General features: G+C 59.1%; 20 protein-coding genes and 1 pseudogene. 11 read left to right on the top strand and 10 right to left on the bottom strand.

What is annotated here, in order from left to right; translation table 11 throughout:
• The first annotated feature begins 263 nt into the window (after window positions 1-263).
• Complete coding sequence (locus LOY68_RS16180; RefSeq protein ID WP_265045718.1) at window positions 264-959, top strand: pirin family protein; 696 nt, start codon at window positions 264-266, stop codon at window positions 957-959.
• A gap of 179 nt (window positions 960-1,138) precedes the next feature.
• Here LOY68_RS16180 and pgm read toward each other — a convergent pair whose 3' ends face one another.
• The gene (gene pgm, locus LOY68_RS16175) at window positions 1,139-2,785 is read right to left on the bottom strand and encodes a phosphoglucomutase (alpha-D-glucose-1,6-bisphosphate-dependent) (protein ID WP_265045717.1); all 1,647 of its coding nucleotides are present in this window, start codon (window positions 2,783-2,785) and stop codon (window positions 1,139-1,141) included.
• 193 nt (window positions 2,786-2,978) lie between these two features.
• Here pgm and LOY68_RS16170 point away from each other — a divergent pair.
• The 6 genes and pseudogenes from LOY68_RS16170 to LOY68_RS32260 form a co-directional block, all read left to right on the top strand.
• Window positions 2,979-3,159, top strand: a pseudogene (locus LOY68_RS16170) (integrase); the annotation flags it as partial.
• Window positions 3,160-3,308: 149 nt separating this feature from the next.
• Complete coding sequence (locus LOY68_RS16165) at window positions 3,309-4,148, top strand: SDR family oxidoreductase (RefSeq protein WP_265045716.1); 840 nt, start codon at window positions 3,309-3,311, stop codon at window positions 4,146-4,148.
• A 137-nt stretch (window positions 4,149-4,285) separates the two neighbouring features.
• Window positions 4,286-5,299, top strand: coding sequence for an SDR family oxidoreductase (locus tag LOY68_RS16160; protein ID WP_265045715.1), 1,014 nt, complete (start codon window positions 4,286-4,288; stop codon window positions 5,297-5,299).
• 128 nt (window positions 5,300-5,427) lie between these two features.
• Window positions 5,428-5,802, top strand: coding sequence for a DUF1330 domain-containing protein (locus LOY68_RS16155; RefSeq protein WP_265045714.1), 375 nt, complete (start codon window positions 5,428-5,430; stop codon window positions 5,800-5,802).
• A gap of 87 nt (window positions 5,803-5,889) precedes the next feature.
• On the top strand, window positions 5,890-6,960 hold the full coding sequence (locus tag LOY68_RS16150) for an alpha/beta hydrolase family protein (RefSeq protein WP_265045713.1): 1,071 nt from the start codon (window positions 5,890-5,892) through the stop codon (window positions 6,958-6,960).
• Complete coding sequence (locus LOY68_RS32260) at window positions 6,957-7,247, top strand: hypothetical protein (protein WP_413787184.1); 291 nt, start codon at window positions 6,957-6,959, stop codon at window positions 7,245-7,247. Before LOY68_RS16150 ends, LOY68_RS32260 begins: the two co-directional genes overlap by 4 nt.
• Here LOY68_RS32260 and LOY68_RS16145 read toward each other — a convergent pair.
• The 4 genes from LOY68_RS16145 to LOY68_RS16130 all read right to left on the bottom strand — a co-directional run bounded on the left by LOY68_RS16145 (window position 7,214) and on the right by LOY68_RS16130 (window position 12,811).
• Window positions 7,214-8,131, bottom strand: a complete 918-nt coding sequence (locus LOY68_RS16145) for an AraC family transcriptional regulator (protein WP_265045712.1) — start codon at window positions 8,129-8,131, stop codon at window positions 7,214-7,216. The genes LOY68_RS32260 and LOY68_RS16145 overlap by 34 nt on opposite strands.
• A gap of 162 nt (window positions 8,132-8,293) precedes the next feature.
• Entirely contained in the window at window positions 8,294-9,694 is a 1,401-nt protein-coding gene (locus LOY68_RS16140) for a PLP-dependent aminotransferase family protein (protein WP_265045711.1), read from the bottom strand.
• A 67-nt stretch (window positions 9,695-9,761) separates the two neighbouring features.
• A complete protein-coding gene (locus LOY68_RS16135) occupies window positions 9,762-11,216 on the bottom strand; it encodes a hypothetical protein (protein ID WP_265045710.1) in 1,455 nt (484 codons plus the stop codon).
• A 572-nt stretch (window positions 11,217-11,788) separates the two neighbouring features.
• Window positions 11,789-12,811, bottom strand: coding sequence for a zinc-dependent alcohol dehydrogenase family protein (locus tag LOY68_RS16130; protein WP_054046080.1), 1,023 nt, complete (start codon window positions 12,809-12,811; stop codon window positions 11,789-11,791).
• Window positions 12,812-13,081: 270 nt separating this feature from the next.
• On the opposite strand from LOY68_RS16130, the gene LOY68_RS16125 reads away from it, so the two are divergent.
• Both LOY68_RS16125 and LOY68_RS16120 read left to right on the top strand, forming a co-directional pair.
• The gene (locus LOY68_RS16125) at window positions 13,082-13,996 is read left to right on the top strand and encodes a LysR family transcriptional regulator (RefSeq protein ID WP_054046082.1); all 915 of its coding nucleotides are present in this window, start codon (window positions 13,082-13,084) and stop codon (window positions 13,994-13,996) included.
• A 191-nt stretch (window positions 13,997-14,187) separates the two neighbouring features.
• A complete protein-coding gene (locus LOY68_RS16120) occupies window positions 14,188-14,571 on the top strand; it encodes a putative quinol monooxygenase (protein WP_265045709.1) in 384 nt (127 codons plus the stop codon).
• A gap of 238 nt (window positions 14,572-14,809) precedes the next feature.
• On the opposite strand, the gene LOY68_RS16115 is transcribed toward LOY68_RS16120, so the two are convergent.
• From LOY68_RS16115 to LOY68_RS16105, 3 genes are read right to left on the bottom strand one after another with little or no spacing between them, the layout of a single operon-like run.
• Complete coding sequence (locus tag LOY68_RS16115; RefSeq protein ID WP_163910096.1) at window positions 14,810-16,045, bottom strand: nucleoside permease; 1,236 nt, start codon at window positions 16,043-16,045, stop codon at window positions 14,810-14,812.
• Window positions 16,046-16,087: 42 nt separating this feature from the next.
• On the bottom strand, window positions 16,088-17,191 hold the full coding sequence (locus tag LOY68_RS16110; protein WP_265045708.1) for a sugar phosphate isomerase/epimerase family protein: 1,104 nt from the start codon (window positions 17,189-17,191) through the stop codon (window positions 16,088-16,090).
• Window positions 17,188-18,354 carry a Gfo/Idh/MocA family protein gene (locus LOY68_RS16105; protein WP_265045707.1) on the bottom strand — a complete coding sequence of 389 codons (1,167 nt, stop codon included), beginning with the start codon at window positions 18,352-18,354 and terminating at the stop codon, window positions 17,188-17,190. Before LOY68_RS16105 ends, LOY68_RS16110 begins: the two co-directional genes overlap by 4 nt.
• Window positions 18,355-18,539: 185 nt before the next feature.
• Here LOY68_RS16105 and LOY68_RS16100 point away from each other — a divergent pair, with 185 nt between their 5' ends.
• Window positions 18,540-19,556, top strand: coding sequence for a LacI family DNA-binding transcriptional regulator (locus tag LOY68_RS16100; RefSeq protein ID WP_265045706.1), 1,017 nt, complete (start codon window positions 18,540-18,542; stop codon window positions 19,554-19,556).
• 154 nt (window positions 19,557-19,710) lie between these two features.
• On the opposite strand, the gene LOY68_RS16095 is transcribed toward LOY68_RS16100, so the two are convergent.
• A complete protein-coding gene (locus tag LOY68_RS16095; RefSeq protein WP_265045705.1) occupies window positions 19,711-20,604 on the bottom strand; it encodes a LysR family transcriptional regulator in 894 nt (297 codons plus the stop codon).
• 117 nt (window positions 20,605-20,721) lie between these two features.
• Between LOY68_RS16095 and LOY68_RS16090 the strand changes: the two genes are divergently transcribed.
• Window positions 20,722-21,714, top strand: a complete 993-nt coding sequence (locus LOY68_RS16090; protein WP_265045796.1) for an aldo/keto reductase — start codon at window positions 20,722-20,724, stop codon at window positions 21,712-21,714.
• A gap of 163 nt (window positions 21,715-21,877) precedes the next feature.
• On the opposite strand, the gene LOY68_RS16085 is transcribed toward LOY68_RS16090, so the two are convergent.
• A complete protein-coding gene (locus LOY68_RS16085; RefSeq protein ID WP_265045704.1) occupies window positions 21,878-22,624 on the bottom strand; it encodes a YkgJ family cysteine cluster protein in 747 nt (248 codons plus the stop codon).
• Window positions 22,625-22,782 lie beyond the last annotated feature (158 nt).

Below are 22,782 nucleotides of genomic sequence, written 5' to 3'. Positions count from 1 at the left end.
TGTGAGGCTGTTGAGGGCTATGGTGTCTGCATTTGCCGTTGAGTTCTAGTGAAATGCTTACAGGTCATTGGTTTAGGCGATGAAGTGAAGGCTGGATGAGAATGTTTCGAGGTTATTTAACATCAACTTATTAGATTGTTTTGAAGCACTTTTTACGCTTTTTATCGATCATCGGCTGATAGATGATGCTCGCCATCAACCACCGGTTCTTGTTTCGTGGCTCAGGCGCACCGCCCCATGACGAACCTTTTCAGGAGACGATCATGCTTGAACTCAGACCTTTCAATACCTTGGGCGGCGCCCATCATGGCTGGTTGGATGCCCATCACCACTTTTCGTTCGCCGAGTACCACGACCCGAAACGCATGAACTGGGGCAACCTTCGGGTCTGGAACGATGACGTGATCGCCCCGGGCACCGGTTTCCCACAGCATCCGCACCGTGACATGGAAATCATCACTTATGTGCGTGAAGGTGCGATTACCCACCAGGACAACCTGGGCAATAAGGGCCGTACCGAAGCAGGTGATGTTCAAGTCATGAGCGCCGGCACCGGGATCGCCCACAGCGAGTACAACCTGGAAGCCACCGAGACCCGGATTTTTCAGATCTGGATCATCCCCAACGAGGCTGGTTCGGCACCGTCGTGGGGCGCCAAGCCTTTCCCGAAAGGTCAGCGCGAAGGTTTCGTGACCTTGGCGAGCGGCAAGGCTGGCGATGATCAAAGCCTGCGGATTCGCGCTGATGCGCGATTGGTGGCGGCGAATCTGAAGGCTGGGGAATCGGCGGAGTATCACCTGGATAACGGGCGTCGTGCCTATCTGGTTCCGGCCACCGGTGTGATTGAAGTCAATGGTTTGCGTGCACAAGCTCGAGACGGTGTAGCAGTCGCCGATGAGCAGGTGTTGCGTGTGACGGCGATTGAGGACAGTGAAATCGTGTTGGTAGATCTGGCTTAAATACCAGGCAAAAAAAATGGGCGACCTTGTGGTCGCCCTTTTTGTTTGATTTGGATTCTTTTGCGTTCGTGCTGCCGCCTTCGCGGGCAAGCCTCGCTCCTACAGGGCGGTGTCGATCACATGATTTGTGAACGATCATCCTCTGTAGGAGCGAGGCTTGCCCGCGAAGGGGCCGTCAATCACTTCGCAGTAATAGCGCCATCCACCAGGGTCTGAGCCTCAGCCACCAGCTGCTTGAGATGCTCGTCGCTGATAAAGCTTTCCGCATAGATCTTGTAGATGTCTTCAGTACCCGACGGACGCGCCGCAAACCAGCCGTTCTCGGTCATGACCTTCAAGCCACCGATTGCCTGGTTGTTACCCGGCGCATGGCTGAGGATGCTCTGGATCGCTTCGCCAGCCAGTTGGGTCGAAGTGACCTGATCCGGCGACAATTTGCTCAGCAGCGCTTTCTGCTCAGGGTTGGCCTTGGCATCCACTCGTACCGAGAACGGTTCGCCCAACTCGTCAGTCAATGCGCGATAGGCCTGGCTTGGGTCGCGACCGGTGCGAGCGGTCATTTCTGCCGCCAACAGCGCCGGAATCAGGCCGTCCTTGTCAGTGCTCCAGACACCACCGTCCTTGCGCAGGAAGGAAGCGCCAGCGCTCTCTTCGCCACCAAAGCCCAGGGAGCCGTCGAACAGGCCATCGGCAAACCACTTGAAGCCGACCGGCACTTCGTACAGACGACGACCCAGGCGCTTGGCCACGCGATCGATCAAACCACTGCTGACCACGGTTTTGCCCACGCCAGCATCCGCACGCCAGTGCGGGCGGTTCAGGAACAGGTAGTCGATGGTCACTGCGAGGTAGTTGTTCGGCGCCAACAGGCCGCCGGACGGAGTGACGATGCCATGACGATCGTGATCAGGGTCGCAGCCGAAGGCCACGTCAAAACGATCTTTCAGACCGATCAGGCCTTGCATGGCGTGGGTGGACGATGGGTCCATGCGGATCTGCCCGTCCCAATCGACGGTCATGAAACGGAAGGTCGGATCGACCTCGGTGTTGACCACTTCCAGATCCAGGCGGTAATGCTCGGCAATCGCCGACCAGTAGCGCACCCCTGCTCCGCCCAACGGATCGACCCCCAGATGCAGCTTGGCGTCACGAATGGCGTCGAAGTCGATCACGTTGATCAGGTCGGCGACATAGGTGTTGACGTAGTCGTGGCGATGGGTGGTGCTGGCCTTCAATGCCTGCTCGTAGCTGATGCGCTTGACGCCGGCCAGCTTGTTGCCGAGCAGTTCGTTGGCCTTGGCTTCGATCCACTTGGTGATGTGGGTGTCGGCCGGGCCGCCATTGGTAGGGTTGTATTTGTAGCCGCCGCTTTGTGGCGGGTTGTGGGACGGCGTAATGACGATGCCGTCCGCCAGGCCTGAGGTGCGGCCACGGTTGTAGCAAAGAATTGCATGGGAGATGGCCGGGGTCGGCGTGTACTCGTCGCCCTCGGCGATCATCACGGTGACGCCGTTGGCGGCCAACACTTCGAGGGCGCTGGCACCGGCCGGGGTCGACAGCGCGTGAGTGTCGATACCGACAAACAGCGGGCCGTCGATGCCTTGGGCTTCACGGTACAGGCAAATGGCCTGGCTGATCGCCAGAACGTGCCATTCGTTGAAACTCAAGTCGAACGAACTGCCACGGTGACCGGACGTGCCAAAGGCGACGCGCTGTGTAGAGATGTTGGCATCAGGCTGGCCGGTGTAATAAGCCGTTACCAGTCGCGGGATGTCGACCAACAATTCTGCCGGTGCCGGTTTGCCCGCAAAAGGACTGAGTGTCATGCAAAACCTCTGGAAAAGAGTGGTTCAGGAATAGAGACGGAGTTTACTGGCAGTTTGACCACAGCGCGATAGCAACGATCCGCGCGGTCCGCGACCTTTTTTAACTCAGGATGACTCCAGTACCGCATTTCGCTGGACTACGCCACAGCCCGCTACAGCAGGTTTATCAAGGACTTAGGCGAGAGAACTACGTCCGCTGGCGATCCGTCTGCAATTCGAGTTTGCCGCCCGCCGCCCGCCGCTCCGAAATCGTCACGCTCGAATGGGAATGGGTCGATCTGGAGAATCGGCGCGTCGTCTGGCCCGACAGCAAGACCGGCGGCATGTCCAAGCCCATGAGCGAAGAAGCCTATCGGCTGCTTTCGACGGCACCGATGCATTCGCCGCGCGCGTCGAAGCACGCCGATAACTGTTCATACAATCTTCGCGAGAAATCATATTGGGCAATAAATGCTGCGTAACGTGCACCCAATTCAATGAAATGACGGGCAACAATGGGTAATCGTTAAAAGAGGTTACCCCCATGACTGACAAGAAGGTTTGGCTCGTCACCGGCGCTGGCCGCGGGCTGGGCACCGAGATCGCCAAGTCGGCGCTGGCCGCAGGACATGCCGTGGTGGCAACCGGCCGCGATGTCGCCAAGGTCGGCGCGGCCATTGGCGAGCATGACGATCTGCTCACCGTCCAGCTCGACGTTACCCGTCCCGAGGATGCCCAGGCCGCGGCCGAGGCCGCCATCGGCAAGTTCGGCCGGATCGACGTTCTGGTCAACAACGCGGGCAATTTCTACGCAGGCTTCTTCGAAGAGCTGAGCCAGGATCAGGTGCGCAAGCAGATCGAGACCCTGCTGTTCGGTCCGATGAACGTCACCCGTGCCGTGCTGCCGGTGATGCGCCAGCAGCGCTCCGGCCTGTTGCTGAACATCTCTTCGACCGCGGGCATTGCCGGCGGTATGTTCTGCACCGCCTACGCGGCCGCCAAGTTCGGTATCGAAGGCTGGACCGAGTCCCTGGCTCCCGAGATCGAGCCCTACGGTATCCGCACGATGCTGGTGGAACCGGGGTTCTTTCGCACCGAACTGCTGAGCGCCGACTCCACCACCTACGCCGAGCCGGCCATCGACGACTACGCCCAGCGCACGCGTGAGATCGTCGCGGCCTGGAGCGGCATGGACGGCAAGCAGGGCGGCGACCCGGCCAAGCTTGCGGCCGCCATCGTGCAGCTCGCGGGACGAGATGAACCGCCGACGCGTTTCGCCGCTGGCGCCGATGCCGTGCAGACCTTCGAGGCCAAGGCCAAGACGCTGCTCGATCAGGCCGAGGCGCATCGCGCGTTGTCGTCCTCGCTTGCCTACGACGGCTGACGCGATCGTTCGCAACATCAACCCGTGCAACGCATGTGGATGACTTCATGACGCTTCGGTCCCGCCCTGCGCCCACCCCTGCATTGCCGACCACGCCCACCATCCAGGCCTGGCCATCAACCCAAGGAGCCCTCACCATGAGCAATCTACCCACAGACCAAGTCGAATCCGACGACGCAGCAGGCCGTGAACGCCGGGAATTCATCAAGGCCGGCCTGGTCGTGACGGCCGCTGCCTTGCTGCCTGGTTTGGCTGCGAGTGCGTCGGCCGCGACTGCAACCGCAACCGGCGCGCAAGCGCAAGCGCTTCGAGGGGCAGGCAAAAAGGTGTGGATGATCACCGGTTCCAGCCGGGGCCTGGGCTTGGCGATCGCCAGATCGGCACTGGCTGCCGGCCATGCGGTCGTGGCTACCGGGCGCAATCCGCAACGGGTCGCGGCGGCGCTGGGCAACCACCCTGACCTGCTCACCGTCAGGCTCGATGTCACCCGTCCGGAAGAGGCCCACACTGCGGTCGAGGCGGCCGTGGGCAGGTTCGGCCGGATCGATGTCCTGGTCAACAACGCGGGCAACTTCTACGCGGGCTTCTTCGAAGAGCTCAGCCCGGATCAGGTTCGCAGCCAGATCGAGACCCTGCTGTTCGGCCCCATGAACGTCGCCCGTGCCACGTTGCCGGTGATGCGCAAGCAGCGCTCGGGGCTGCTGCTCAACATCTCCTCGAGCGGCGGCATCACCGGCGGCATGTTCTGCACGGCGTATTCCGCCGCAAAGTTCGGCATCGAAGGATGGACGGAGTCACTCATCCCGGAAATCGAGCCCTACGGCATCCGTACGATGCTGGTGGAGCCCGGCTTCTTTCGCACCGAACTGCTGACCCCGGCCTCAACCACGTACGCGGAACCCTCGATTGATGATTACGCCCCGCGCACGCGGGAGACCGTCACGGCGTGGAAGGGCATGGACGGCAAGCAGCCGGGAGATCCGGCCAAGCTCGCCAACGCCATCGTGCAACTCGCGGGGCGCGAGCAACCGCCGCTCCGCTTCCCCGGCGGTGCCGATGCGGTGCAGACCTTCGAGGTTAAGTCCAAGACCCTGGCCGAGCAGGCCAATGCCAATCGCGCACTGTCGAGCGCCCTGGCGCATGACGCGTAGGCCCGGGCCAACTACGGCGTCTACAACATGACCAAGTTCGGCGTGAACGGCTTCACCGAATCGCTGCGCCAACCGCCGCTCTGGCGCTTGACCTCAATCTTGACCTCAATGCAGTGGACCCAACTCCAATGAAGAAATACATCCTCACCGCAGCCGCCGTCATGGCGATGGCACTCTCTGCAACGGTTTACGCACAGCCGCCCGGCTACATGATCGCCAACTACACGATCACCGACCAGGCCGGATTCCAGCGGTACATGGATGCCGCGGGGCCGCTGGCCCCCAGGTACGGCGGCAAGATCATCGTGTTCAACATGAACGCCACCGCCGTGGAGGGCAAGCCCAAGATGGTGATGGCCATCGCGGAGTTCCCGAGCCTGGCCGACGCCCAGCGGTTCTACAACTCGCCGGAATACACCGCCGCCAGAAGGCTGCGCATCGAGTCCACAGAAGGCTCGGTCGTCATCACCGAAGGCTTCGTCGCGCCGACGCAGAAGCCGTGATGCCCTTCGTGCTGCGGTTTTGACCGCGCCTCGGGTGAACGCGCCTCATCCAGCACCGATCTCTCACCTACATCGAAGGAATCCACCATGAGCAATCCGGACAACTCTCCCGCTCTGCAGGAAGGCGCCTCATCCCATAGTCGCCGGCAGATTCTGAAGGCCAGTGCATCGCTGGCTTCCCTCCCCTTGCTGGCCATGGCTGCGTCCGGCGTGGGTGCGGCGCAAAGCCAGGCCGCCGCACCAGCCGCCGCGGCCACCGATGCCGGCACTGATGCCTTCATCAATGGCATGGCCGATCTCATGGCCCACTCGACCCGCACGCCCATCCTGCGGTGGCCCAACGAGTACGGCATGGAGTACGAAGAGATCTTCTTTCCCGCGATGGACGGCGTGACCATCGAGGGCTGGTTCATCCCCGGCAATTCGGACCGGCTGCTGATCTTCAACCACCCGATGCCGTGCAACCGCTACGGCTATCCCGGCCACCTGGCCCCGTGGCAGGACTTCGGCGGCTTCGAGGTGAACTTCCTGCCCGAGTACAAGATCCTGCACGACGCCGGCTACAACATCCTGACCTACGACATGCGCAACCATGGCCGCAGCGGCATGGGCAGCGGCGGCGTCAACGGTCACGGGATACTGGAGTACCGCGACGTGATCGGCTCGATGCGCTACGCCAAGTCGCGGCCCGATACCCGCAAACTGAAGACCGCGCTGTACAGCCGTTGCCTGGGTGCCAACGCCACCATCGTCGGCATGCACAAACACCCCAAGGAGTTCGCGCATATCAGGGCGATGATCGCGCTGCAGCCGGTATCGCCGGCGGTGTTCGTCCAGACCGCCGTCGAGAGTCAGAAGATTCCCAACGGCGTCGCACGGTTCGATGCCGCCTTCCACAAGCGCACCGGCTACCACCTCGCCGATGTATGGCCCATCGAGTACTCGCGGTCGGTCACCATTCCGACGTTCGTGTCCCAGGTGCGGCGGGACTTCCTGACCCAGCAGTCCAACGTGCAGGAGATCTATGACCTGATCTCATCCAAGGACAAGAAGCTGTTCTGGATTGAAGAGACGGACAAGCGCTTCGAGGGCTACAACTATTTCGGGCGAAACCCGCAGCTCGTCCTCGACTGGTTCGAGAGCCACATGCGCTCGTGACGGGCTCCAGCAGCAACATCGGCTTCGCGATAGCCAAGGATCCGGCAGACAGCGGCGCGCTGGTGATTCTCAACGGCCGCCATCAAGACAGCCTGGACAGGGCCGTCGCGGCCATCAGCTCAGAAGTGCCCAGCGCGATGGGCGCGTTCGTACTGGTCGCGTCAGAGTTCAGAGTGGTGGAAGCTGCCTCAGCAGACGATTCGAGAGCCACTTCTGGCTTATCGCCACGCGGCGTCTCTGCCACTCGGTGCAATCAACTCAGTCGCATGCGTTTGATATCACGTTGAGGCGGTGCGCCGAACAGGCGGCTGTACTCACGGTTGAACTGAGAGGCGCTTTCGTATCCAACGAGCCCGCCCGCGTAGCCGGCATCGAGGTTCTGGTTGAGCATCAGTTGCCTCGCCTCCTGCAGCCGCAGTTGCTTCTGGAACTGCAGCGGGCTCATCCCGGTGATGGCGCGAAAGTGCTGACGAAAAGTTGAAGGGCTCATGCGCGCACGCTCAGCCAACTCGTCGACGTGCAGCGGCTCTCTGAAGTTCTGCTTGAGCCACGCTACCGACTTGGCGATTTGCTGGCTCGGTGAGCCCGCCGCGACCAAGTGCTGCAGTTGTGCGCCGTGCGGGCCTGTGAGGAGGCGAACGGTGATCTCGTGTCGAATCAACGGGGCCAACTGAGGTATCACCTGCGGCTCGTCCAGCAGATTGACGAGACGGACCAGGGCATCACCCAAGGCGCCATCGAGCTTTTCGATGGTGACCGGTTGGCAGGAGCTACCCTTGCCCGGTTGCGACAGTTCCAGCTCCAAAGCGATCTGCATGATCAGGCGCATGTCCAGCGTCAGCATCATGCCGAGGAACGGCTCGCGCGTGGTCGCGTGCATGATGTGCGCCAGTACGGGGAGATCGATCGTCGTCAGCATGGACTGGCCCGGCCCGTAGTGCGCCACCTCTTCTCCAAGCGTGACCTGCTTGCCGCCCTGCACGACGACGCCAAGCCCCACGCCATAGATGCAGTGCAGCGGCGCGGTGGGTGCCTTGCGGCGATGGAAGGTCAAGCCGGGAATGACCGTGGCGTGATCACCGTCGTTTTGGGCAAATCTTCCGATGACACGCGCCAACGCCTCCACCGTCGTCGGAGTCGCCGATGGTTTGGGCGATTCATACTTGAACATGGGCTTCTCTTTTGCCTTGAGTACCACGGTCAAGCCTAGCATCGGCCGACATCACCCACACCGTGTTACGGCGATCATGAATCATTTTAGGCAAACATAAGGATGAATCCGGCAAGCAAAAAGAGGGCGATCCGGCGACCTCGGTATATTTTTCAACCCTGCTCAATCAATCGCTTCCAGACGCAATGCATCCCCAAGTAATCCCAGTGCGGAACCGAGGTCATGGTCGCCGCTGAACGTATGGCTCAAGCGAAGATGCTGACCGTACAAGCCTTGCAGGCTGAACAGCTCGCCTGGCGCGATCACTACTTGCTGCTTAAGCAAGCGCTGGAATACCCGGCGCACATCGACCTGACGCAACGAACGCGCCCAGATCGTCGCCCCACCCTGCGGCTCGACCGGTTGCAGCGCATCCCCCAGACGCTCGTGCAACAAATGGATCATCTGCACCTGACGATCCTTGAGCAAACGCCTCAGCACTTGCAGGTGCTGGTCGATACGGCCATTGCTGTACAGGCGGGCAATAGCTTTCTGGCGGATCGGCGACAGGCGAAACGCACGCAGCAAAAAATGCCGCTGCAGTTCTTCGCCCAGTCGTCGTGAAAGCAGATAGCCGTAAGGTGCTTCCGGCCCGATGATTTTCTCGAAAGTGGAAAACACGATCAGCCGGTCAGGCGCCAGAAGATCCCGAAACTTCGGCCCTTCCGGCTCGAAACCAAGCTCGCCATAGCAGTCGTTTTCCAGCACCCAGCAGTCATGTCGGGCCAACAGCTGCGCGACCGACTGCCGGTTGTCATGCGGCACCTGGCTTCCCCGCGGCATGCTCAGCCCTGATGACAGCATCACCAGCCGTACCGACTCGATCTCCAGCACGTTATTTAGCTGGTCCAGGTCCAACGCGCCGCAGGCTTGCAAGGGCAACTCGATCAGCCGCACCTCCGCCGCCTCAAACAAACGCAGAATCACCCAATCACACGGCGACTCGACCACCACCGTGGCACCTTTGAGGCACAGGATGGTGATCAGTATTTCCAGCACGCCGCGCAGATCAGCGCCGATGTAAACCTCGTCGGCATGCCAGCAACGCGCTGGTGACGTGGTGTAGCGCGCCGCCAGGGCTGTACGCAATTCCAGCTCGCCACAGGGTTGCGAGGCCGAGAGCGGCTGGCGCGGATACTGGCGCAGCAGTTCGCGCTCCAACGTCAGCAGCGGACTGTCCAGCGGCTGCAACAGGGCCGGTTCATCGGCGCTCAACACCAGCATTTCGGGACGCCTAGCATTGAAATAGACGGTTTCAAGCAAATCATTGCCGCTGGCCAACGGACCAATGGCGGCGATCGGCTGCGAGTAATACCCGGACTTGGCCACCGAGTAGACCCGCCCTTCCTTCTCCAGCAGCGAATAGGCGTACTGGATGGTTGAAATCGACACATTCAGGCGCAGCGCCAATTGCCTCAAAGAAGGCAGGCGAGTCGGCGTGCCGCACCCCGGTTCATTGATGAGGTGCGTCAAATATCGATACACCGCCTGATAAGCAAAGTCCGTTTCTCTGGGTCCTTTCATCGGTATTGGCCGGGCACGGTGCAAGCGATTGCCTGGACGGTTGTGGATCGCGACAGCCCCTGCACTTTCAATGCCCCGCTGACAGTTCGCCAATTGCGCCAGCGTCATCGTCCTGCGGATCTTCGACGCAAATTTCTTCCTGCACGGTGACTGATCCCATGCGGTAAAGCGTACCTATCAGGCTGACCGGCAAGCCGCTGACATCGACCATCCATTGCACGACCTGCTCGGGCACCTGATGGCCCTGCATCGCCTTGTGCAGGTCCGGCATGGCCACCAGCATGCCGGGGTGGCAACTACGCAGGAAACGCTCGAGTCCCGCGCCGCCATCGACAAAGGGCGCAAAGAGCAGGCAGATCAATTGAGCCTCGGTCAGCCCGAGGGTTTTCAGCACCTCGTCCGCCGCCAGCAAGCGGCGTTCGGTCATGACGACCGGATTACCGAATGACTCCAGTGCCAATTCGCAAAAGCGTTCCGGCACCAGTTTGCGCCGCATCATCACCAGGGCTCGCTGCAAGTATTCAGCGATCCCGGTTTCATAACTGTCGCCCGACACAACGCTCGCCTGTAAACCGCGCAAGTGGGCTGCTATCACTGGGCTGACGTATTCGCTGTCGCTCAGGTGCGCCGCCATTTCGTCAATCTGGACACCCAGGAATTCGGTGAGCAACGGCCAGCGCTCCTCCAGTTTGCCGACCACCATGTCGTGAATATCGATATTGGTCGTGCGCCGGCAAGCTTCGAATCCGCCGTACGGGCGCCATTGCGCGCGCTCATGGCCAGCATAAAATTCAAGATAATAGTCGCTGCCCAGGTCATCGAGCACGGCGAACAACCCGTCAAACCCCGCGACGTTGTCATTCAGGGTCCCGAGACCTGCCTTTTGCGCCGCGCGCTTCAAACCGTCGAGAAACTGCTTCTGCTGGCGCGGCGTTTCGCTGCTGATCAACGCATCGACGCCATTGCCCCAGCGGGCAATCTGCCCGTAAAACTCGCCCGTTGTCAGGTAACCATCATCCCAAAGATCGAGCGGCCCATCCCAAGCCCGGCGATGGCCGACCATCAACAGATTGAGTCGATTCGACTCGCGCCCGGCCTCGGAGATCGGCGCCAAATGGTTGAATGGCAGGACTTCACGGTTATCCACCATCAACAATTCGACCCGAGGATCGTCGTAGAGGAACAGCGCCGCGTTGGTGCGATGAATGTTTTCCAGCGCTGTGGAACCGGTCCCATTCAGGCGCAACGTGGCCACGCGTAGCTGAAACGTCGCCGGTGCCCGGCTGGCGATGCTCAGTTGGGCGGCGCGCAACAATGCCAGGGTGTAACAACTGTCGAGCGTGCCGGACTGGATCGACATCACCTTGAATTCGCCGATGCGTTCCATGCCGCCGGCCGACACCACCAGGCGCTGAATCATAAGCTGCAAGGCGGTGCGCTCGGCGCGCGAGAAAAAACTCAGCAGCCTTTGCAGTACTTGCTGGTAAACATAGTTCATTGCCTGATCGTGAATTGTGGTCATCAGTGTTTTACCTGGTATTCGGAAGTTCAACGTCACGCAAACAGTGATAGACACTGCGCGACCGATTCTCGCTATGAAGTGCTTGATCCTGTCATAAAATGCTAGCACTTAAGTTTTGGGTAATTATTTGAAATGTTTGAACTCTGCCTATGCCAAGGCGACAGCCACCTCCTCGCAAAGCCTGACGGGGCAAGGCCCGCGAGGTTTGGCACGACTTCCTAGGAAACTTCCGACAGCGTCCCACAGACATTGAGTACAAAAAATAGAGAAAGAAGATACTGATTGGTCTTTAGTCTTCAAACGTTGTGACATTTGCCCATCGTCTGTCGCAAACATGCGCTGATTAATATCAGCCGAACGCCCACTCATGACTCATTCCTTGAGATGAAAGTAATCATTCAATTATCAGGGCTTATATGATGATTAGAAGATACAGATCGAAAGCAAAAACCGGTTCAGTTGCTGAAACCCGGTAGACAGAAACGAAAATGCCCTCTGCGCAAGGAACGCAGAGGGCATCGGGAAAGCTTGAAGAGCAAGCGTACGTGCGGGCACGGACGCCTGCGTAAGGCTTACGCCGGTTCGACCTGAAGGGCGACCCGTTCGCGGCATGGGCATTCGTCCATGTAGCGATGCGCTTCGACAAACTCGGAAAACGGGAAGACCCGAGTCTTGAGCGGCAGCAGCACGCGGTCGGCGGTCAACTGGTTGATGTCGCGCAACGCCCGTTGCAACGCCACCTGATCCTGAATGATGCCCAGCTCCGGCTTGCCGGTGAAGTTACCGATACAGTGCACGAAGAACTGAATGTTCTTCTGGAACGCTGCACAGGCCGGGAATGGCGTCTGGTTGCCGCCTTGCAGGCCATACAGCACCAGGCTGCCACGCGGCGCTAGCACGTCACCGAGCATCGACATCTGTGGCCCGCCAAGCCCATCGAACACCACATCGACGCCACGGTTGTCGGTGATCTTGTTGATCTGCATCAGCAGATCCTGTTCTTCGGTGACGATGACTTTCTCGGCACCGAGGGACAGCAGGTAGTCACGTTCTTCCGCGCTTTTGGTCGCCGCGATCACTCGCACACCCAGGGCTTTGCCCAGTTGTACAAAGGACGGCCCTGCGCAATGGCTTGCGTCGGTCACCAGGGCAAACTGCCCCGGTTTGACCCGCGCCAGATCGACATAGGCAAAATAGGCGATCAGCAGCGGCGTGTAATGCACGCTGGCTTCGATCGGGCTGAGCACGTCCGGGTAGCGGGTCAGTGCCGAGCGCGGCAGAACAATCTGTTCGCCGTAGACCGGATAATCGTTAGGGCTCTCGGCCGGAAAGCTGGCGACCTTGTCGCCCACCGCCAGGTCATCGACACCGTCGCCGACGGCCGTCACGACACCCGACATTTCATGGCCGAGGCCTGAAGGCAGACGAGCGTGGGACGAAGCCAGGTTCTGGCGCCAGAGAATGTCGTACCAGCTGATGCCGATTGCTTCGACGCGCACCTGCACTTCACCTGGTGCAGGCAGAGCGGCCGCATGCTCTTCGCATTTGAGCACCTCGGCTGGACCAAACTTGTGAAAACGGATCGTGCGGGACATCGCAAACCTCGTCAAAGTAACCTCTAATGCCACGAACTCTATCTGGGCTTTCTACCCAAGACCATCAGTGGCTATTAATAGTCGACATGCCTGTCATTGATTCCGCAGCGCCGGCGGCATCACCAGATGCCGTAAAAAACCGAAGCAGCCATTTAAGTAAAAAGTGAATTACACGGTGCAGAGTAGCAGCCTTTGCCCGTAAGATTCATGCCGGCCATTGTTCTCATATGGCCGCCCACGTCAAGTTTGCTGACTCTGCCAGGACTCCAGATGAATCGTAATGACCTGCGTCGTGTCGACCTGAACCTGTTGATCGTTTTCGAAACATTAATGCATGAACGCAGTGTGACCCGTGCTGCGGAGAAATTGTTCCTTGGACAGCCCGCGATCAGTGCGGCGCTCTCGCGCCTGCGCGGGCTGTTCGATGACCCGCTGTTCGTGCGCACCGGCCGCAGTATGGAACCGTCGGCCCGGGCAGTGGAGATCTTCGCCCTGCTCTCCCCGGCACTGGACTCGATTTCCACGGCGGTCAGCCGTGCGGCGGAATTCGATCCAGCCACCAGCACTGCGGTGTTTCGTATAGGTTTGTCGGACGACGTCGAATTCGCCTTGCTGCCCATGCTGCTCAAACGCCTGCGCGCCGAATCACCGGGTATCGTGCTGGTCGTTCGCCGGGCCAATTACATCCTGATGCCAAGCCTGCTGGCCTCGGGCGAAATCTCCATCGGCGTCAGCTACACCGCCGACCTGCCGGCCAACGCCAAGCGCAAAGTACTGCGCCGCAGCATGCCCAAGCTGTTGCGAGCCGACACCGTGCCGGGGCCGCTGAGCCTGGACGACTTCTGCGCGCGGCCCCATGCGCTGGTGTCGTTCGCCGGCGACCTGAGCGGCTTCATTGATGAAGAACTGGAGAAGCTCGGGCGCAAACGCCATGTCGTGCTCGCAGTGCCGCAGTTCAACGGGCTGAGCACACTCATCAGCGGGACGGATATTGTCGCCACCGTGCCTGATTACACGGCCGAGGCGTTGACAGCCGCAGGTGGTGTGCGGGCGGAAGATCCACCGTTGCCGGTGCGTACCTTTGAATTGCACATGGCGTGGCGTGGGTCGCAGGACAATGACCCGGGTGAGCGTTGGTTGCGGTCGAGGATCCAGATGTTTTTTGGGGATCCGGATAGTCTCTAGGCGGCGTCGGGCAGGCTGTTCATCTGATCATTTTTGGCTTTCCACAAACGGTGGAGCTCCATTCACTTCCAGTGGATTGCTACATTGGGGGCATATCTGAGGGCATGCTTTGGATGGTTTGAAAAGGATGCCCCAGGGCTTGCTCAACGTCCCGAGAATGCCACATCAGTAGCTATCTGGAATAAATGCACATGTCGGTCCTGCGTATAGCTTTTGTAGTTGGATGCATTTGGGTAGGTTCGGTGTTGGCCGAGGAGCCGACCGATAAAGTCGTGCGGATTGCACAACTCGTGATAGACCCTGCTCAATTGGCGGCTTACCAAACGGCAGTCAAGGAGGAAATAGCTGACTCTGTTCGCCTTGAGCCAGGCGTGCTCGCGATTTATTCGGTAGCGGAAAAGGACCACCCGAACCGCCATCACTTCTTCGAAATCTATGCAAACGAAGCGGCCTACAAAAGCCACATCGCATCTGCCCATTTTCAGAAATACGTGAATACGACAAAGTCGATGATCGTGTCCAGAACGCTTATCGAAACCGACCCGGTGCAACTCAGCGCACAGCAAGGTCAATGATTGGGCAATCAGGCCCGCAGGCACAGCTCTATAGTTAGCCGTTATCAAGAGCAAGCTGCTGCTCACACATTCCGTCATGAGGAACTGGCGGCGTGGCGTGATCTCTCTGTCTCTCTCGCTCACGACTGATATCGCACTGTCCAACGCGGGGCTCTGAAAGGCATTCGGTTTACCATTCAGTTTTTGCCCGCCCCGCGCATTGCCATTTCATGGTGGGTTGTTATCAAGTCATGACCGCTCAAGCCTTGGCAGGCGCCAACTCAGACCGCCGCGCATCGCGAAAGGCAAACATGAACACCAGCACCACGCCCAGGGAAAAGAACGCCGGGAACAACCAGATGCTCTGCCACTGGTGCCCCGCAGGGGTGGCGTAGTAATCAGAGACATGGCCCGCAACCCAGAAACCGATCAGCATGCCAACGCCGTAGGTGGCCAGGGTAATCAGGCCCTGGGCCGAGCTTCTGAAGCGTTCGGGGGTTTTCGCGTCGGTGTAGATCTGCCCGGACACAAAGAAAAAGTCGTAGCAGATGCCGTGCAGGGCAATGCCGGTGAACAGCATAAAGGCCAGGTCGGCATTATTGCCGTAGGCGAACAGCACATAGCGCAAGGCCCAGGCCAGCATGCCCATCAGTAACGCGATCTTGATGCCGAAGCGCTGAATGAACAGGGGCAGCAGGAGCATGAACAGAACTTCGGAGACCTGCCCGATGGCCATCTTCGCCGTGGGATTGGTCATGCCTATGTCGGCGAGGAACGGATTGGCATTCTGGTAATAGAACGCCAGCGGGATGCAGATCAGAATCGAGGCAATGAAGAACACCAGGTAGCTGCGGTCTTTCAGCAGGCCCAAGGCATCGAGGCCGAGGATCTGTTTAAACCCGGTTCGAGTTGTATCGGATTTCAGCGGTGCCGTACTCGGCAGCGTGAAGCTGTAGACGCCCAGCACTAGCGACGCCAGCGCCGCCATCAGGAAGGTGTTGCGCAGGCCACCGGAGGCAATCGCGGCTTTCGAGTCCCAGGCAAAGACAAAACTGATCACCACCCCGGCGACGATCCAGCCCACGGTGCCCCACACCCGAATACGTGAGAACTCCAGCGCCGGGTCGCGCATCTGCCGAAAGGCCACGGAGTTGACCAATGCCAGGGTCGGCATATAGATCATCATGTAGGCCAGCACGTAGGGATAAAACGTGCCGAAGTCCGGCGCCCGATACAGCTGATAGAGCAACACCGCCCCCACCAGGTGCAGCACCGCCAGAATGCGTTCTGCATTGAAGAATCGGTCAGCGATCAGCCCGATCACGAACGGGGCGATGATCGCGCCCCAGGACTGAGTCGAGAATGCCATGCCAATCTGGCCGCCGCTGGCGCCCAACTGACTGGACAGGAAAGTGCCAAGGGTGACGAACCAGCCACCCCAGATAAAGAACTGCAGAAACATCATGGCGCTCAAGCGCGCAGTCATCCACGTCATAACAGTCACCGTCTTATTGTTATTGAAAGAAGCAGGTGAAACTCAGGCGTCAGGCAAGCCCAACAAACGCCTGTTGGAAGCCGCATCGCTGGCCACGCTGACAAAATCGTCAAAGGCCTTTTGGCTTCGGGTAATCATGTTGTCGCGGATAAACCCCGCGCCTTCAGCAGCGCCTTGGGCAGAGTCTTTCAGGCAACACTCCCACTCCAGCACGGCCCAGCCGGTGAAACCGTATTGAGTCAGCTTGCTGAAGATCGACTTGAAGTCGATCTGGCCATCACCCAGCGAACGAAAGCGTCCCGGGCGCTCGACCCAGCCCTGGTAACCGCCATAGACACCCGAGCGCGCGTCGGGACGGAACTCCGCATCCTTGACGTGGAACATGCGGATACGTGAGTGATAACGGTCGATAAAGCCCAGATAGTCCATCTGCTGAAGCAACAAGTGGCTGGGGTCATAAAGGATTGCCGCGCGGGGGTGATGATTGACCGCCTCAAGGAAACGCTCAAACGAGGCCCCGTCGTGCAGGTCTTCACCGGGGTGAATTTCGTAGCACAGGTCGACACCGGCCTCATCGAAGCAATCGAGGATAGGCAACCAGCGCTTGGCCAGTTCGGCAAAACCTTGCTCCACCAAACCGACGGGGCGCTGCGGCCATGGGTACATATAGGGCCAGAGCAAGGCCCCGGAAAACGTTGCGTGTGCCGTCAGGCCCAGACGCTGGCTGGCCCGCGCTGCCAGCTTCAATTGCTCGATCGCCCATTCGGTACGCGCCTGGGGCTGGCCACGCAGATGAGCCGGCGCGAAGTCATCGAACAGCGCATCGAACGCCGGGTGCACGGCCACCAACTGCCCTTGCAGGTGAGTGGACAGTTCGCTGATTTCAACCCCCGCGCTGGCGCACACGGCCTTCAGCTCATCGCAATAGCTCTGGCTTTCGGCTGCGCGTTCAAGGTCGATGTAGCGCGTGCCCAAGGTCGGCAGTTGAATGGCCGTGTAGCCCTGGGACGCTGCCCAATGGGCGATATTGGCCAGGGTGTCGAAAGGCGCTTCATCGGCGATGAACTGCGCCAGGAATATTCCGGGGCCGCGCAGACCTTGAGGGGCCAGGGCGTTTGGGGTAACGGCAGGCGTCTGCGGTTTCATCGGCTGCACTCCAGCGGTGTCCACTTGGCATCGCTGGTATGGCTGGCGATGGCCGCTTCGATAAAGGCCATGCCCCGCAGGCCCACCTCGATCCCTGGCACACCCGGCGCGGTGTGGCCTTTAACCTCGCCGCGAATAGCCTGGGCAAAATCGCCATACAGATTGGCCATGGCTTCCAGGTAACCTTCGGGATGGCCAGCGGGCAAGCGCATACGCTGGGTCGCGGCCTCGCACAACCACGACTGCCCGGTACCGGAGCGCAAGACGCGCATCGGTTGGTCCAATGAACGATGAATCAGGCTGGCGGGTTGTTCCTGGCGCCATTCAAGGCCGCCCTTGTCACCGTAGACACGAATGCTCAGCGGGTTCTCTTCCCCCGCGCAGACCTGGCTGGCGATCAGCACTCCACTGGCACCCTGCGCCATCTTGAGCAGCATGGCGGCGTCGTCGTCCAACTGACGGCCCTCGACGTGCACTCCCAGGGTGGCGCACAGGTGGGTGACTGTTTGATCAGCCACAAACTCCGCCAGGGAAAAGGCATGGGTGCCGATATCGGCGATGCAGCCGCCCACCCCGGACAATTCCGGCTGCCCGCGCCACTCGGCCTGCTTGTTGCCCTGCCCGGCCACATCCTGGCTGAGCCAGCCCTGGGGATACTCCACCAGGACCTTGCGCACCGCGCCAATCACGCCACTGCGCACCATTTCCCGCGCTTGCCAGACCATCGGGTAACCGAGGTAGGTGTGGGCCAGGCCATACAGGCCGGAGCTGGTGTCCAACACGTCCTTCAACGCGCGCAGTTCAGCCAGATTCAGCGCAGCGGGCTTCTCGCTGAACACATGGAAACCGGCGGCCAGCGCTTCGCTGGCCACCGGTGCGTGAAGATGATTGGGGGTGACAATCACCAACAGCTCCATGCGCTGTTCGGCCGGCAGCGCGCGCTCGGCCTCCAGCATTGTTTGCCATGTGCTGTAGCAGCGCGATTGCGCCAAGCCAAGTCGGCTACCCGTACGCTGATTGTTCTGCGCGTCGCGACTGAACGCACCGCAAACCAGCTCAAAGCGCCCATCGAGCCCCGCGGCCTGGTGATGAGCTTGGGCGATAAACGAGCCCTCCCCTCCACCGACAAAGCCCATTCTTATTTTGGGTATCACTGTGTTCATCGCTGACCTTCTCTGTCCGGCTCGGTTGAAAGCTGTTTTCATTAGAATGTAACCGGTTACATTTCAGCTGAAATTTATGCGCTGGAGGGTAAGCTGTCAAATCGATAATCCACGGTCGCGAGGATTTAAGCGCAGGCAGACCTGCTGTAAGCTCGCCCGACGCACAGTTCAAACATGAGGTGATTTTGTCCAATATTCGTGAAGTCGCCCGGCTCGCCGGCGTTTCGGTGGCTACCGTATCGCGCACCCTGACATCGCCCGACCGCGTGCGTCAGGCCACACGGGACAAGGTCAACGCTGCCGTCGAAACTGCGGGTTATCGACCCAACTTGATGGCAGTCCAGTTTCGCTCTCGGCGCACCGCCAACCTGGTCATCCTCGTCCCAAAGATTGCCAACACGTTTTTCGCGCGCGTGATCAGCGGCGCGCAACAGGCCGCCCAGGCCGCGGGTTATCGACTATTGCTCTGCGACACCCAGGGCCGCGAAGAAATCGAGCGCGAGTTTGCCGAGCTGGTTGACGCCCATCAGGCGGATGGCGTGATTCAGTTGCGCGCCTTCGATCCTTTCCCGGCCGACCGCGCAGACACCCCGCCGATGATCAACGCCTGCGAAGTGATCAAGGGCGGGCGCCATCCCACAATCAGCCTCGACAACCAGGCAGCCGCCAAAGCGATGACCGAACACCTGATCGGCTTGGGGCATCGTCGGATTGGCTTGATCAAGGGCCCTCAAAGCAGCCCACTGACCCAGGATCGAGTGGCGGGCTACCAGGCGGCATTGGCTCAGGCAGGCCTCACCAACGACCCGGCGATTATTTGCCATGGCGACTTCAGCTTGCGCGCCGGCTATGACGGTGCTGCCACCCTGCTGGCGCTACCCGATCACCCCACTGCGCTGTTTTGCGAGAACGACGAGATGGCCATTGGCGCGCTCAAGCGCATCAAGGAAGCAGGCCTACGCGTGCCTGAAGATATCTCTTTGGTGGGATTCGATGATATTCCGTTGGCGCATTACTGTGATCCGCCGCTGACCACCATTTCCCAGCCCGCCGAAGGCTTTGGGCGCAGGGCCGTGGAGATGCTGATCAACCTGATCGAGAAAAAAACCAATCTTCAGCAGCATGTGATCCTGCCTTTTGAACTGACTATACGTAAAAGCTCTGCTGCGCCGTCAGTACAACAGACAGAGGGGCGCCCCTGATATCGTGGAAAAGCAGCCACACCAGGACCAGCAAAGATAGTGGCTCGCAAGAGGCTGACCGGATCAGTGATACCTCGACATCTGAATCAAGGAGTGTTTTGCGGCTTTCCTGGAAGTGGCCATTAGGTAGGGCTGTGGTAGGGGCTCGACCTTATCATCCACGATAACGAAGTGCCTCGACGATCAGGGCAAAGGCCGGTGACTTGCTCTTCCGGCCAGGATAATAGAGGTGGTACCCGGCAAATGGAGGTGACCAATCTTCGAGCACCTTTACAAGGCGACCATCGGCAATCAGGTTGTCGACATAGTCATTGGTTACGTAAGCGATCCCGAAGCCATCAAGCGCACCCGCGACTAGCATGCTGCCAGAATTAAAAGTGAGTGCACCTTCGACACGTACACGAAGGGCTTGACCCTCTTTTTCAAACTCCCATGAATACAATCCACCCGATGAGGGAAATCGTAGATTAATGCACGTGTGATCAGCGAGATCATGCGGCTTAAGTGGTTTAGGCTTGCGAGCAAAATAGGCAGGTGACGCTACTGCCACCATCTTCAATTGAGGGCCGATTCGAACGGCTATCATGTCTTTCTCAACCAGTTCTCCGATCCGAACGCCACCGTCGTAGCGACCTGAAACAATGTCTACGAGTCCAGACTCAGACACTATTTCAACCTGGATATCTGGGTAGTCGGGCAGCAGGCGCGCCAATACCGGCCACAAGAGGGTCTGGGTAACATGCTCCGTTGCATTGATGCGGACGATACCTGCCGGCTTATCTCGCAGCTGTGTAAGGTCTGCGAGTTTTGCGTCGATACTTGAAAATGCAGGCGTCAACGTTTCTAACAATCGCTCTCCAGCCTCTGTCGCTGCGACGCTTCGGGTGGAGCGCGTCAGCAGTTGCAAGCCTAAGCGCGTCTCCAGGCGCTGGATTGTCTGACTAAGCGTTGATTGGGAGGTGCCCAAAATCCCCGCCGCGCGGGTGAAGCTGCGTTCCTGGGCTACGACCATGAAGGCGTTCAGTTCACCAAAATCTTGCCGCCGCATTTATCGATTCCTGACATAAGCCCATTCGTATTATAGCGACTACTCAATCATCAACGTTCACTGCAAGATAAAACGAAGATGTAGCACTACTGCTACAGCAGTTGATAGGTGACGATTATGAAGAGCAGGACTCTCGGTAATAATGGGTTGGTCGTTTCAGCGCTTGGTTACGGCTGTATGGGTTTGAATACCACCTACGGCCAACCATTGGGCAGCGCGGAAGGCGTGCGAATGATTCACGCAGCGGTAGAGCGCGGAGTGACGTTATTTGATACCGCTGAAGTGTATGGCCCCTTCATCAATGAATCGTTAGTGGGTGATGCCCTTTCCTCCTATCGGGATAAGGTACACATCGCGACAAAGTTCGGATTCGGTTTGAATCCCGATGGTTCTCGCTACGGTCTGGACAGTCGACCTACGACCTTGCTCAAAGCGGTCGATGGAATGCTGGCTCGGCTGAAGGTCGATAAAATTGACCTTTTGTATCAACACCGCGTCGATCCCAACGTACCGATTGAGGATGTTGCGGGCGCAGTCGGCGAACTGATTGCACAAGGAAAAGTCATGCACTGGGGCCTTTCCGAGGCCAGTGCCGCAACCATTCGCCGCGCGCATGCTACTCAGCCGACCGCAGCCGTTCAAAGCGAATATTCCCTGTGGACTCGAGATGTAGAGGACAACGGAGTTCTCGCAGCTTGCGAGGAACTTGGAATCGGCTTCGTCCCTTGGAGTCCTCTGGGCGCAGGCTTCCTGACCGGCACCATCACAGCCGAAACCAAAATCGACGAGAAAGATTTCCGAAGTGCGGTGCCTCGATTTTCGCCAGAAGCACGCTTGGCTAACATGGCGCTGGTCGACATTTTGAAACAGATCGCCATAGACAAGGAGGCAACTCCCGCGCAACTCGCCCTGGCGTGGTTACTGGCTCAGAAACCATGGATCGTGCCAATTCCGGGCACAACCAAACTCCACCGGCTCGAAGAAAATCTAGGCTCGACGAACATCACACTCACTGAACATGACTTGCAGAGAATCCAACAAGTACTGTCGACCATACCCGTGCAAGGACAACGCCTGCATCAGGCGGCTCTTGGCCTGGTCGACGCTTGACGCTTGAGACTGGAAGTCAACTTTGCTCTTTGAAGCGTAGCGGCGCTGAAGCCAAGCCGAACGACCGTGTAAGGCGAAGTTACAGCGTCGCAAACTTATCGTTTCGCGCGACGTATTACGAGCGTTCAAAGAGGGCCGATGCAGGAATTCAAACGGGGACTCTCTACACCCTATGAAAAATGTATTCGCCCTGCCTTTGATCATCCAGCGAAACACCTAGCAATTGGAGCCGTTCTCGCAACTCGTCGTCATCCGCCCGAACCTTCCACCCCTTCCCTTCGGGTGCGGATTCCCCTGCATCGTGACGATTGATCGCCGCAAGCAGCGTAGCGTGCTCAGGCAGGTAAACTGCCAGTGCGTTGCCTTTCCAAGCGGCGACGTTCAGCCCCATGCTTTCACACATAGCGATCTTGGCCCTGGCATCGTCCCTGTCGGCCTGTCGAGAGCGCTCAATCTGATCGGCAAGAATCGGATCGACTACGCGGTCAGTAAACAGGATTTCGCCCGCCTCCCAAACCTGCGGAGGGCAGGCCTTTTCTTCAGGACGCAAAACAATGAATGGATTTATCTCCATTGGATATATACGGCATACCAGCGGCCGATCGTCATAGATTCCACATCGATCGTCTTCGCCTAGATTCGGGCACTTCTCAAGCGCATTCCCGGCCAGCACCGCTACTACGTTTATCCGTGCACTACCACTGTCGACTTCCATGGCCCGCTGCGCGCCATGGGCATATTGGCCGGGCTGAGACAGCCAGGTCGACTCATTGAATGCCTCCACCACCACGGCCACATCATGACCCCGTTGTAGCCATTGCCTGGTTTCGTTCAACGTCAGAGGGATCAGGCGCCCTTTGCAGCAAACACCGCAACCGTTACAGGCAAACCGAATCGGTTGATTATTCATATGAAGTTCTCACGCAGGATTTAGATCAACCATGGCGGTGTCTACCACCGCAATACACAGGGTTAGAGCACCAACTGCGCGCAGGGATTATGAAAACTTAAATACGAATAAAATTGCCCGATCCGGGGATCTGATTGCCTGATTCGATGGAGTTGCAG

Source organism: Pseudomonas sp. B21-053 (genome assembly GCF_026016365.1).
Taxonomy (GTDB): domain Bacteria; phylum Pseudomonadota; class Gammaproteobacteria; order Pseudomonadales; family Pseudomonadaceae; genus Aquipseudomonas; species Aquipseudomonas nunensis.
The sequence above is the reverse complement of the archived record's forward strand: the minus strand, read 5'-3'. Positions and strand labels throughout refer to the sequence as shown.

Excerpts from the sequence above, each read along its gene's own strand:
- LOY68_RS16155 (WP_265045714.1), top strand. The coding sequence starts at position 5,428 with ATGAAGAAATACATCCTCACCGCAGCCGCCGTCATGGCGATGGCACTC.
- LOY68_RS16095 (WP_265045705.1), bottom strand. The coding sequence starts at position 20,604 with ATGCGGCGGCAAGATTTTGGTGAACTGAACGCCTTCATGGTCGTAGCC.
- LOY68_RS16110 (WP_265045708.1), bottom strand. The coding sequence starts at position 17,191 with ATGAAACCGCAGACGCCTGCCGTTACCCCAAACGCCCTGGCCCCTCAA.
- LOY68_RS16115 (WP_163910096.1), bottom strand. The coding sequence starts at position 16,045 with ATGACGTGGATGACTGCGCGCTTGAGCGCCATGATGTTTCTGCAGTTC.
- LOY68_RS16130 (WP_054046080.1), bottom strand. The coding sequence starts at position 12,811 with ATGTCCCGCACGATCCGTTTTCACAAGTTTGGTCCAGCCGAGGTGCTC.
- LOY68_RS16085 (WP_265045704.1), bottom strand. The coding sequence starts at position 22,624 with ATGAATAATCAACCGATTCGGTTTGCCTGTAACGGTTGCGGTGTTTGC.
- LOY68_RS16180 (WP_265045718.1), top strand. The coding sequence starts at position 264 with ATGCTTGAACTCAGACCTTTCAATACCTTGGGCGGCGCCCATCATGGC.
- LOY68_RS16165 (WP_265045716.1), top strand. The coding sequence starts at position 3,309 with ATGACTGACAAGAAGGTTTGGCTCGTCACCGGCGCTGGCCGCGGGCTG.
- LOY68_RS16160 (WP_265045715.1), top strand. The coding sequence starts at position 4,286 with ATGAGCAATCTACCCACAGACCAAGTCGAATCCGACGACGCAGCAGGC.
- LOY68_RS16140 (WP_265045711.1), bottom strand. The coding sequence starts at position 9,694 with ATGAAAGGACCCAGAGAAACGGACTTTGCTTATCAGGCGGTGTATCGA.
- LOY68_RS16105 (WP_265045707.1), bottom strand. The coding sequence starts at position 18,354 with ATGAACACAGTGATACCCAAAATAAGAATGGGCTTTGTCGGTGGAGGG.
- pgm (WP_265045717.1), bottom strand. The coding sequence starts at position 2,785 with ATGACACTCAGTCCTTTTGCGGGCAAACCGGCACCGGCAGAATTGTTG.
- LOY68_RS16150 (WP_265045713.1), top strand. The coding sequence starts at position 5,890 with ATGAGCAATCCGGACAACTCTCCCGCTCTGCAGGAAGGCGCCTCATCC.
- LOY68_RS16145 (WP_265045712.1), bottom strand. The coding sequence starts at position 8,131 with ATGTTCAAGTATGAATCGCCCAAACCATCGGCGACTCCGACGACGGTG.
- LOY68_RS16090 (WP_265045796.1), top strand. The coding sequence starts at position 20,722 with ATGAAGAGCAGGACTCTCGGTAATAATGGGTTGGTCGTTTCAGCGCTT.
- LOY68_RS16120 (WP_265045709.1), top strand. The coding sequence starts at position 14,188 with ATGTCGGTCCTGCGTATAGCTTTTGTAGTTGGATGCATTTGGGTAGGT.
- LOY68_RS16135 (WP_265045710.1), bottom strand. The coding sequence starts at position 11,216 with ATGACCACAATTCACGATCAGGCAATGAACTATGTTTACCAGCAAGTA.
- LOY68_RS16125 (WP_054046082.1), top strand. The coding sequence starts at position 13,082 with ATGAATCGTAATGACCTGCGTCGTGTCGACCTGAACCTGTTGATCGTT.